The 10,603-nt window shown below is 71.2% G+C and carries 8 protein-coding genes; 2 read left to right on the top strand and 6 right to left on the bottom strand.

The window, feature by feature from the left end; translation table 11 throughout:
• Positions 1 to 32: 32 nt before the first annotated feature.
• Positions 33 to 1,280 (bottom strand): L,D-transpeptidase, encoded by a 1,248-nt coding sequence (locus tag ACWGH4_RS22280; protein ID WP_453463556.1) that lies wholly within the window; start codon positions 1,278 to 1,280, stop codon positions 33 to 35.
• A gap of 189 nt (positions 1,281 to 1,469) precedes the next feature.
• On the bottom strand, positions 1,470 to 2,696 hold the full coding sequence (locus ACWGH4_RS22275; protein ID WP_453463553.1) for a L,D-transpeptidase: 1,227 nt from the start codon (positions 2,694 to 2,696) through the stop codon (positions 1,470 to 1,472).
• 198 nt (positions 2,697 to 2,894) lie between these two features.
• Between ACWGH4_RS22275 and glgX the strand changes: the two genes are divergently transcribed.
• Positions 2,895 to 5,201: a glycogen debranching protein GlgX gene (gene glgX, locus ACWGH4_RS22270; RefSeq protein WP_453463550.1), complete on the top strand. Its 2,307-nt coding sequence runs from the start codon at positions 2,895 to 2,897 to the stop codon at positions 5,199 to 5,201.
• 32 nt (positions 5,202 to 5,233) lie between these two features.
• On the opposite strand, the gene ACWGH4_RS22265 is transcribed toward glgX, so the two are convergent.
• From ACWGH4_RS22265 to ACWGH4_RS22250, 4 genes are read right to left on the bottom strand one after another with little or no spacing between them, the layout of a single operon-like run.
• Positions 5,234 to 5,890 (bottom strand): response regulator, encoded by a 657-nt coding sequence (locus ACWGH4_RS22265; protein ID WP_441266073.1) that lies wholly within the window; start codon positions 5,888 to 5,890, stop codon positions 5,234 to 5,236.
• Positions 5,883 to 7,157 (bottom strand): sensor histidine kinase, encoded by a 1,275-nt coding sequence (locus ACWGH4_RS22260; protein WP_453463547.1) that lies wholly within the window; start codon positions 7,155 to 7,157, stop codon positions 5,883 to 5,885. Before ACWGH4_RS22260 ends, ACWGH4_RS22265 begins: the two co-directional genes overlap by 8 nt.
• 32 nt (positions 7,158 to 7,189) lie before the next feature.
• The gene (locus tag ACWGH4_RS22255; RefSeq protein WP_453463544.1) at positions 7,190 to 7,978 is read right to left on the bottom strand and encodes an ABC transporter permease; all 789 of its coding nucleotides are present in this window, start codon (positions 7,976 to 7,978) and stop codon (positions 7,190 to 7,192) included.
• Positions 7,975 to 8,916, bottom strand: a complete 942-nt coding sequence (locus tag ACWGH4_RS22250) for an ABC transporter ATP-binding protein (protein ID WP_453463541.1) — start codon at positions 8,914 to 8,916, stop codon at positions 7,975 to 7,977. Before ACWGH4_RS22250 ends, ACWGH4_RS22255 begins: the two co-directional genes overlap by 4 nt.
• A 151-nt stretch (positions 8,917 to 9,067) precedes the next feature.
• Here ACWGH4_RS22250 and ACWGH4_RS22245 point away from each other — a divergent pair.
• Positions 9,068 to 10,603, top strand: a 1,536-nt coding sequence (locus tag ACWGH4_RS22245) for an ABC transporter ATP-binding protein (RefSeq protein ID WP_453463539.1), incomplete at its 3' end; no start/stop codon positions are given.

Genomic DNA, 10,603 nt, shown 5'->3' with positions numbered 1-10,603 from the left:
GTTGCTCACAGCACCGGGCCCCGCCTCGCGTACTACTTGGTCCACTCCGACCAGGACATGTTCCAGCCGTTGAGGCCGTTGTCCGGAGCGATCTGCTTGTCCTTGGAGTTCTTCACGATCACCACGTCGCCGATGATCGAGTTGTTGTAGAACCAGGCCGACGGTGTGTTCTTGTCGTACGCGCCGCGCACGTCCCGCAGCCCGATGCACCCGTGGCTGACGTTCGCGGAGCCGAACGTGCCGGGCGAGGCCCAGTAGTTGCCGTGGACGAAGGTGCCCGAGGTGGACAGCCGCATCGCGTGCGGCACGTCCTTGATGTCGTACTCGCCGCCGAAGCCCACGGTGGCGCCGTTCATCCGGGTCACCTTGTACTTCTCGCTGATGACCATCTGCCCGTTGTAGGTGGTGGTCGACGGCGCGCCGGCGGTGATCGGGATGCTCTTGATCTCCTTGCCGTCGCGCACGACCTTCATGGTCTTGGCGCTCGCGTCGACCGTGGAGACCTGACTGCGGCCGATGGTGAACGAGAAGCTCTTGGCCTGCTTGCCGTACACGCCGGGTCGGCCCTCGACACCGTCCAGGTTGAGCTTCACGGTGACCTTCGTGCCCGCGGCCCAGTACTTCTCGGGACGGAAGTCGAGGCGGTCGTTGCCGAACCAGTGGCCCTCGATCGGCACGGACGGCTCGGCGGTCACCGTGATGGCCTTCTCGACCGCCGCCGGGTCGGTGATGCCGCGGGTGAAGTTGATGGAGACCGGCATGCCGACGCCGACGGTGGCGCCGTCCTCCGGCGTGTAGTGGCCGATGAAGGTGTTCTTGGGCACCAGCGTGGTGAAGGTGGTGTCCTTGGCGGACTCACGGCCGTCCGCGTCCTCGGCGACGGCGTGCACCTTGTACTTGGTGGCGCCCGCCAGGTGCTGAAGCGGCTGCCAGCTGGCGCCGTCCGCGGCGATCCGGCCCTCGATCTTCGTGCCCTTGTCGTCCTGCACGGTGACCGTCGTCAGCTTGCCCTTGGCCGCGGTCACCTTCAGGGCGCCCATGGTCGCGACCGCGTCGGCGCCGTCCTTCGGCGAGATGGTGACCACCGCCTGGGACGCTGCGTTCTCGACCTTGCCGCTGCCGTCCTTGCCGCCGGGGTTCTTGTCACCGCCCTTGGCGGAGCTCCCGCCTCCGCAGGCGGTCAGAACCAGCATCGCCCCCATGACCAGAGCGGACAGCACGGCGCCCCCGCGCCCGCGTCCGGTTCCGGCCGATGCCCCCGATATCGGCTGCCCGTTCACAGTCGTGTACTCCCCTCGCACGGCCTGGCACCGCCACGGCCCCCACCCCCGCGCGCCTCACGCACGCACGGCGATAGATAATCACACCGCAGGTCGTCAAATGTGCCCCCGAATGTCACCGTTCGGTCCCAAGTCATCCATGGGACCGTGGTGGGGCCGCCTACGGGCGGGCGAGAGGGTTCTGCCCGGTCAGCGCAGTGCCGAACCCGCCTTCCAGCGCTGCCAGTCGAGGTTCCAGCCGCCGAGGCCGTTGTCCGGTGCGACCGTCCTGTCCTTGGACCCCACGACCTCCACCACGTCCCCGATCAGGGTCCGGTCGAAGAACCAGCCCGCCGGGGATTCGCTGCTGCCGCCCTTGTCGTCCCGGAGCCCCACGCAGCCGTGCGAGACGTTGTCCGAGCCGAAGACGCTTGCGGGGGTCCAGTAGTTGCCGTGCAGGAAGGTCCCGGAGGTGGTCAGCCGAATGGCGTGCGGCACGTCCTTGATGTCGTACTCGCTCTTGCCGTCCTTCTTCGTGAAGCCGACGGTGGCGCCGTTCATCCGGGTCACGTCGTGCATCTCGGTGACCACCATCTTGCCGTTGTACGTCGTGGACTTGGGCGCGCCGGCGGTGATCGGAACGGTCGCCAGGACCCGTCCGTCACGCACCACCTTCATGGTGTGCGCCGCCGCGTCGACCCGGGACACCTGGGACCGGCCGATCGTGAAGGAGACGGTCCTGTTCTGGATGCCGTACACGTCGGGTGCCGCCTCGACGTCCCGCAGCCGCATGTCGACCGTGACCTCGGTGCCCGGCTTCCAGTACGTGCGGGGGCGGAAGTCGAGCCGCTCCTTGCCGAACCAGTGGCCGGCGACCTCCACCGGGGGCTGCGAGCTCACCCGGATCGCGCGCTCCACGGCGGCCCGGTTCTCGATCTTCCGGTTGAAGGAGAAGGACACGATCATCCCGGTGCCCACGGTCGAACGGTTCTCCGGTTTGAAGTACGCGATGAACCGGCTGTCGGGGACCAGGGTCGTGAACGTCGTGTGGCGGGCGGAGCGACGGCCGTGGCCGTCCAGCGCCACCACGTCCACGCTGTACTTGGCGGCGAGCTTCAGCCGGGTGCCCTTCTCGGGCGCCCAGCGCAGACCGTCGTCGGAGATCCGCCCCTCGACCACGGTCTTCGTGGCGTCCTCGATCCGGGTGACCTCGACCCGCTCCAGCCGCCCGCTGGGCAGCCGCACCTCCACGGTGTCGTCGGGGCGCACCTCTTTCGCGCCGTCCTCGGGAGTGACCCGGATGGTGTCCTTGGTCGCGCGCGGTTTGTCGCCGATGGCCGGCATCCCGCCGGAGCAGCCGACGAGGCCCGCGATCAGTCCTGCTCCTGCCAGGGCGACCGCGGCCCTGTGCCCTGCCCGCTTCAGTACATGTCTCACGTACCGGTCAACGACGACCACCCGGCGGGGGCAACGTGAACGGCGGGCGATGTTGGGACGGGGGCGGCGCGGGCAGAAATGGTGACAGGACCACGCGTGGGGTGCCGCGGCCGGGACGCCGCGGGCAGTGCTCCTTGCGGGACCTGCCGCCCGGGAGCACCTCGAGCGGGGGCCCGACGAGCCGCGGGAGGCCGGCAGGTGTCGAGCGCAGCCGAGCAGGAGACGGTGCGGGAGAAGGTGCCGGGCGAGCCGCCCGGCACCCGTTCGGCGGTGGCCGGCCCGGCCGCACGCCGTTCGAGGACCGATGCCGGGGAGCCGGACACGGGCTCCCGCAGACCACCCGTGTGGCCGGGGGCGCCGACGCCACTGGGCGCCCGGTTCCGGACGGGGCCGGACGGTGTGGCGGGGACCAACTTCGCGCTGTGGGCGGGCGGGGCGGAAGGGGTGGAGCTCTGCCTCTTCGACGAGCGGGGTGGAGAGACCCGGCTGCCGCTCACCGAACTGACCCATGAGATCTGGCACGGTTTCGTGCCCGGCGTGGGGCCCGGCACGCGGTACGGATACCGGGTGCACGGCCGCTGGGACCCCTGGACGGGAGCCCGGTGGAATCCGGCGAAGCTGCTGCTCGACCCGTACGCGAGGGCCGTCGACGCGGGCGCGGGCAACGACTACGGGGCCCTGCCCCCGGAGGTCTACGGGCATGTGCGCGACTGGCCGGAGCAGCATGTCGCCGACACGGTTCGCGACGACCGGGACTCGGCCCCGTTCGTCCCCAAGGCGGTGGTCGTCCACGACGACGCCGGCGGCGACGAGTGGATGGACGACCGCAGGCCCAAGACGCCCTGGGCCGACTCGGTCATCTACGAACTGCACGTCCGCGGATTCACCCGGCTGCACCCGGGCATCCCGGAGGAACTGCGGGGCACGTACGCGGGGCTCGCCCACCCGGCGGCGATCGAGCATCTGGTGCGGCTCGGTGTGACGGCGGTCGAACTGCTGCCGGTGCACCAGTTCGCGCACGAGGACCACCTGTTGCGCCGCGGGCTGCGCAACTACTGGGGCTACAACTCGATCGGGTACTTCGCCCCGCACGCGGCCTACGCGGCCACCGGCACCGCCGGTCAGCAGGTCGGCGAGTTCAAGCGGATGGTGCGCGCGCTGCACGCCGCGGGGATCGAGGTCATCCTCGACGTGGTGTACAACCACACGGCGGAGGCCGGCGAGCTGGGGCCGATGCTGTCCCTGCGCGGGATCGACAACCGCGGCTACTACCGTCTCCAGGGGGACGCCCGCAGATACGCGGACTACACGGGCTGCGGCAACACACTGCACGTCGTGCAGCCCCAAGTGCTGCGGCTGATCACGGATTCGCTGCGCTACTGGGTGACCGAGATGGGCGTCGACGGCTTCCGTTTCGACCTGGCCGCGGCGCTGGCCCGCTCGATGCACGACGTCGACATGCTGTCCCCGTTCCTCGCCGTCATCGCGCAGGACCCGGTGCTGCGCCGGGTGAAGCTGATCGCCGAGCCGTGGGACGTGGGCAACGGCGGCTACCAGGTGGGGGCGTTCCCGCCGCTGTGGACGGAGTGGAACGACCGCTACCGGGACTCGGTGCGCGACTTCTGGCGCGGCGCGCTGCATGATGTGCGTGATCTCGGCTACCGGCTGTCCGGCTCCAGCGACCTGTACGCCTGGGGCGGGCGGCGGCCGTACGCGTCCATCAACTTCATCACCGCACACGACGGCTTCACCCTGCGCGACCTGGTCAGCTACGAGCGCAAGCACAACGAGGCCAACGGCGAGGGCAATCGGGACGGCACCGACGACAACCGCTCCTGGAACTGCGGCGTCGAGGGAGAGACCGACGATCCGGCCGTACAGGCCCTGCGCCGGCGGCAGCTGCGCAATCTGCTGACCACCCTGCTGGTGTCGACGGGCGTGCCCATGCTCGTCGCCGGCGACGAGATGGGCCGCACCCAGGGCGGCAGCAACAACGCCTACTGCCAGGACAACGAGATCAGTTGGGTGGACTGGTCGCTGCTCGAACAGCCGGGGCCCGCCGGTCTGCTTCAGCTCACCCGGCGGCTGCTGGCGCTGCGGCACAGTCATCCGGTGCTGCGCAGACGCGCCTTCTTCTCCGGTCGGCCGCAGGCCGCCGACGGGCTGCGGGACCTTGCATGGTTCACGCCGCAGGGCAGCGAGATGACCGAGGAGGACTGGTACGCGCCGTCCGCCACCCTCGCCCTCTACCTCTCCGGCCGGGACATCCCCGGCCGTGACGCGCGCGGCTGCCAGGTGACGGACGACAGCTATTTGACGGTGCTGCACGCGGCGGCGGAGCCGGTGGACTTCCGGCTGCCCGGACCGCCGTGGGCAGCGGCGTACGAACTGGTCGTGGACACCTCGCTGGAGGACCAGAGCACCGCTCCGGGCACCGTGCACGAAGGTGGTTGCGTGGTGCGGGTGCCGGGGAGGTCGGTGCTGCTGCTGAGGGTGCGGACCTGACGCGCCGCCGGGCCGGTGGCGCGTCCCGGCGTTCAGCCGAGGATGCCGCGGTCGTACGCCAGGGCCACCGCCGCGGCGCGGTCCTTGGCGCCGAGCTTGCCGAAGATGTGGGTGAGATGGGTCTTCACCGTGGCCTCGCTGATGAACAGTTCGCGGGCGATCGCGCGGTTGGAGGTGCCCTTGGCGACGAGCTCCAGCACCTCCCGCTCGCGCGCCGACAGACCTTCGTTGCCGGGCGCCGCCGGGGCGCGGACGTGCGAGACGAGACGGGCGGCGACCGCCGGCGACAGGACCGTACGCCCCTCGGCGGCGGCCCGTACCGCCGTGAACAGCTCCTCGCGGGGAGCGTCCTTGAGGAGGTAGCCGGTCGCGCCGGCCTCGATGGCCGGCAGGGTGTCGGAGTCCGTGTCGTACGTGGTGAGGACGAGGATCCGGGACCGGGCGCCGCGCCGCGCCAGCTCGGCGATGGCCGCCACTCCCCCGCCGCCGGGCATCCGCAGGTCCATCAGGACCACGTCGGGGTCGAGGCGGGTGGCCAGTTCGACGCCCGCAGGGCCGTCGGCGGCCTCGCCGAGGACCTGGAAGCCGGCCGAGGACTCGAACATGCCGCGCAGGCCGTCCCGTACGACGGGATGGTCGTCGACGACGATCAGCGTGACGGTGCGCTCGTTGACAGGGTGTTCAGCCATGGCGAACCAACGGTACGCGAGCGGACACCGCCGTGCCCTGGCCCGGCTCCGATTCGAGGGCCACGGTCCCCGCGATCCGCTCGGCGCGCGCCCGCATGCCGTCGAGTCCGAAGCCGCCGGAACCGGAACGCGGTGCGACGGCGAGCGGGTCGAACCCCCGGCCGTCGTCGCGGACATCGAGGGTGACCTCGTCGCCCATGTACGACAGGGTGACGCCGGCCCGTGCGGCGTCCGCGTGGCGGGCGGTGTTGGCGAGGGCCTCCTCCGCGATCCGCAGCAGGGTGCCGGCGACCTCGTCGTGCAGTTGCTCCTCGGTGCCGGTGACGGTGAAGCGGGCCCGCACGCCGGTGCGCCAGGACCAGTCGGCGACGGTCTTCTCCAGGGCCTCGGGAAGGGTGGCGTGCTCGAGGGCCGCCGGGCCCAGGTTCTGCACGGAGCGGCGGGCCTCTCCGAGGCTGTGGCGGGCCAGGGCGCAGGCCCGGTTCAGGTGTTCGCCGGCGACGTCCGGGTCGTCGGTGGACGTGACGACCTGGAGCTGGGTGATGATGCCGGCCAGGCCCTGCGCGATGGTGTCGTGGATCTCTGCGGCGAGCCGGCTGCGTTCGTCCGCGATGCCCGCTTCGCGGGCCTGCACGAGGAGTTGGGCGTGCAGGCCCGCGTTCTCCTCGAGGGCCAGCTCCAGGCGGGCGTTGGCGAGCTCCAGCGCCTGGATGGTGGCCAGGCGTTCCTTGGCCCGCTCGGCCTCCTGGACGCCGAAGCGGGCGAAGATCAGGCACAGCGAGGCGTTGAGGACGTACAGACCGCCGAAGAGGACCCACTGGAGGGTGGAGGCGGGCGGCAGGCCGCCCGCCTGGGAGCCCGCCATGGTCACTGCGGTGACCAGCAGCCCCGCGTACGCCCTGCGGCCGGGCAGCAGATGGCCGGAGTCGAAGTAGCCGAGAACGGCGTAGACGGCGAAGAGCGGATTCAGCCAGGTGAGGGCGAAGGCGAGGACGGTCCGCAGGGCGTAGTAGATCTGCCCGGTCCGGGCGTGCTCCTCCTGGTCCGCCCGGCGCACGCCCCACCACACCTCGAGCGCGAGAGCGGCGAGGGCCAGTACACCGGCGGCGCGCATCTCCGCGCGGTCCATGAACTGGCCGGCGACGGCGCCGGCGATCACGGTGGCGAGTCCCAGGAGGGCGTAGGGGCCGTAGCGGTAGAACTGCCCCCAGCGCTCCTCGACGGGGACGCCCGCCCCTGGTCTCTGCACCGCGTCGGACAGCCTCATGCGCCAAGTGTCCCCCACCCCGGCCATGTTGATCACTCCCAGCGGAACCAGCGGACGGCCGCGGCGGTGAGCAGCACGGCCCACAGTCCCGTGACGCCGAGGTCCGTCCATGCGGGCCAGCTGCCCGCCGCCGCCCGGTCGAGAGCCTGCGACGCCGCGCCCAGCGGCGTGAACTCCACGATGCGCTGGAGTGTGCCGGGCATGGTCTGGACGGGCAGCCAGACGCCCGAGGTGAACATCGACGGGAAGAAGATCACCGACCCGACGGCGGTGGCGATCTTCTGATTCCGGGAGACGGCACAGACGGTCGCGCCCAGCGCCAGCGCGCCGGCGGTCGTCAGTACCATCGCGAGCACGTAGCCGGCGGGCTGCCCGGGCAGGGCGACGCCGAAGGCGACGCGGCCGACGGCCAGCGCGAGTACGGCGGACGCGAGCGCCGCGACGCCGTGCAGGGCGAGCTGGGCCGACAGCAGCACGGAGGGCCGGACCGGGGTGGTCGACATCCGGCGCAGGATGCCGCGTTCGCGGTAGCCGGCGAGGACGGGCGGCATCGCCTGAAGCCCGGCCATGATCATGGCGAGCAGCACGGCGACCGGGACGTAGAGGTCGATGACGCGGCGGCCGCCGATGTCGTCGGACGCCTCCCGGAAGGACGGGATCAGGCCGAGGATCGTCATGAGCAGCGTCGGGAAGAGGAGGATCCAGAACAGCGATCCGGGTTCCCGGGAGAAGAGGCGGGCCTCTGTCCGCAGCACGGCGGCCCACGCCGGGACGCTTGCGGGCGCAGGGGCCGTGCCGGGGGCGGGAGCGGCGGTGGTCATCCGAGCCTCTCTTCCGTGAGGTCGAGGAACGCGTCGTCCAGGGAGGCCTCGGAGACGCGGAGCTGACGGGCGGTGATGCCGAGCCTGGCCAGCAGCGACATCACGGCGGTGACGGTCTCGTCGGTGCCGTGGACGGTGATCCGGCCGTCGGTGGTGGTGACGGAGGCGGCCTGCGGGAGCGCGGCCAGTTCCCGCTCGTCGAGCGGGCCGGAGGGGGTGAAGGAGACGACGGTCGACGCGCTGGACCGGCCGATCAGACCGGCGGGGGTGTCGAGCGCGGCGACCCTGCCCTTGTCGATGACCGCGATCCGGTCGCAGAGACGCTGCGCCTCCTCCATGAAGTGGGTGACCAGCAGGACGGTGACGCCGGAGTCCCGTACCTCCTCGATGAGTTGCCAGGTGTCCCGGCGGGCACGCGGGTCGAGTCCGGTGGTCAGCTCGTCGAGTACGACGACCCTTGGGCGGCCGATCAGGGCCAGCGCGATGAACAGGCGCTGCTTCTGCCCGCCGGAGAGCTTCGCGAACCGGTCACCGAGCTTGGGCACCAGGCCGAGCCGCTCGGCGAGCGGCCCCCAGTCGGCCGGCCGCTCGTAGAAGGACGAGTACAGCTCCAGCGCCTCGCGCACCGTGAGTTTGGGCTGGAGCTCGCTCTCCTGGAGCTGCGCGCCGAGCAGCCGGGTGACCTGCTCGTGGTCGGCCACCGGGTCGAGGCCGGCGACCCTGACCGTGCCGGAGTCGGGGATTCTGAGGCCTTCCACGCATTCGACGGTGGTGGTCTTCCCTGCGCCGTTCGGGCCGAGGATCCCGAAGATCTCGCCCTCCTCGACGCCGAAGCTCACACCGTCGACCGCGGGCCGGCCACCGTAGGCCTTGTGCAGGCCGTTCACTTGGACTATCGCCATGGCACGAGGCTCCCGCGCGGCCGGTGGCCGGCACATCGCCCATCACGCTCGAGCCGGCATCGGCCGATCGGTTGATACGGGCGTACGACTCCGACGCGGCGGGGCCACGGTCACCCGGACGGAGGTGCCCCCGCCCGGCGGAAAACCACATGAGCGGTGTCAGTGGTCAACCGTAGGCTCGCACCTGATGCCCACTACACATTCGGATACCTCCGACACCACGGACCGCTCCGCCGTGCGTTCGCTCGTGCGGCTGTGGCCCTATGTGCGCCCGGTCCGTACACGCCTGTTCAGCGCGGCTCTCGTCGCCATAGTCGCCTCCTGCCTCAGCCTGGTCATCCCCCTGGTGCTGAAGTGGATCGTCGACGGGCCGGTCGCGGCGGGCGATCCGGGCGGGGTCTGGTTCGGGGCCCTGGTCCTGCTGTTGCTGGGTGTCGCGGAGGCGGTGCTGTTCGGCTTCCGGCGGTGGCTGGTGGCGCGGCCCCTCGCCGGTGTGGAGGCGGCCATGCGGGCGGACCTCTTCCGCCATCTCCAGCGTCTTCCGGTGGCCTTCCACGACCGCTGGGCGTCCGGACAGCTGCTCTCGCGCGGCACCACGGACCTGATGCTGCTCAGGATGTTCCTGGCGTTCCCGCTGACCTTCCTGCTCGTCAACGCCACCACGATCCTCGTCGGTTTCGTGATCCTGCTGGGGCAGGAGTGGACGCTGGGGCTCGTCCTCCTTGTTCCCGTACTGCCGCTGGTGGTCGTCTGTTCGCTCTTCGAGGCGCGCTACTCACTCGTCGCGCGGAAGGCGCAGGACCAGGTGGGCGACCTGACGACGGTCGTCGAGGAGAGCGTCCTCGGCATCCGCATCATCAAGGGCTTCGGGCGGCACCGCAGTCAGGCGGAGGCGTTCCGAGGTCTTTCGGAACGCCTCCGCGGCACGGAACTGGGCAAGGCACGTCTGCTGGGCAGCGTCTGGGCTCTGATCACGATCATTCCCGAACTGGCCATCGGCGCGGCGCTGGTGCTCGGCACGATCCAGGTCGCGGACGGCACACTCTCGGCGGGCACGCTGGTCGCCTTCCTTTCGACGGCCCTGGCGCTGCGCTGGCCGGTGGACTCGATCGGCTTCCTGCTGGCCATGAGCCAGGAGGCGGCGACCGCGGCCGACCGCTACTTCGAGGTGCTGGACGCAGAGGAGGAAAGCGATTCGCACGACGGGCCGGAGACGGCGGCCCGTACGGAGGAGCGGCGCGTGACGGCCGGCGCCTCGGGGGCCGTCCCGGCGGAGACCGGTGGACTGCGTTTCGAGGGCGTCGGGTTCCGCTACCCGGACGCGCCCGACGGCAGCGCACCGGTCCTCGCCCGAATCGACCTCCATGTGCGGCCCGGCCAGACCATGGCGCTGGTGGGCGGCACGGGCAGCGGCAAGACGACCCTCACGGCCCTGGTGCCCCGGCTGTACGAGCCGACGTCCGGGCGGATCACCCTCGACGGGCAGGACATCACCGCCATGCCACGTGAACGGCTGCGTGAGCTGGTGTCGGTGGCGTTCGAGGAGCCGACGCTGTTCTCGGCGAGCGTCGCGGAGAACGTCCTGATGGGCGCTCAGGGCGCGGACGACGCGGAACTGCGCCGCTCGCTGGACATCGCGCAGGCCGGCTTCGTCGACGCGCTGCCGCACGGCGCCGCCACTCAGGTCGGCGAGCAGGGCCTCAGTCTGTCGGGCGGTCAGCGC

This window comes from Streptomyces sp. NPDC054847 (genome assembly GCF_053610925.1).
The sequence above is the reverse complement of the archived record's forward strand: the minus strand, read 5'-3'. Positions and strand labels throughout refer to the sequence as shown.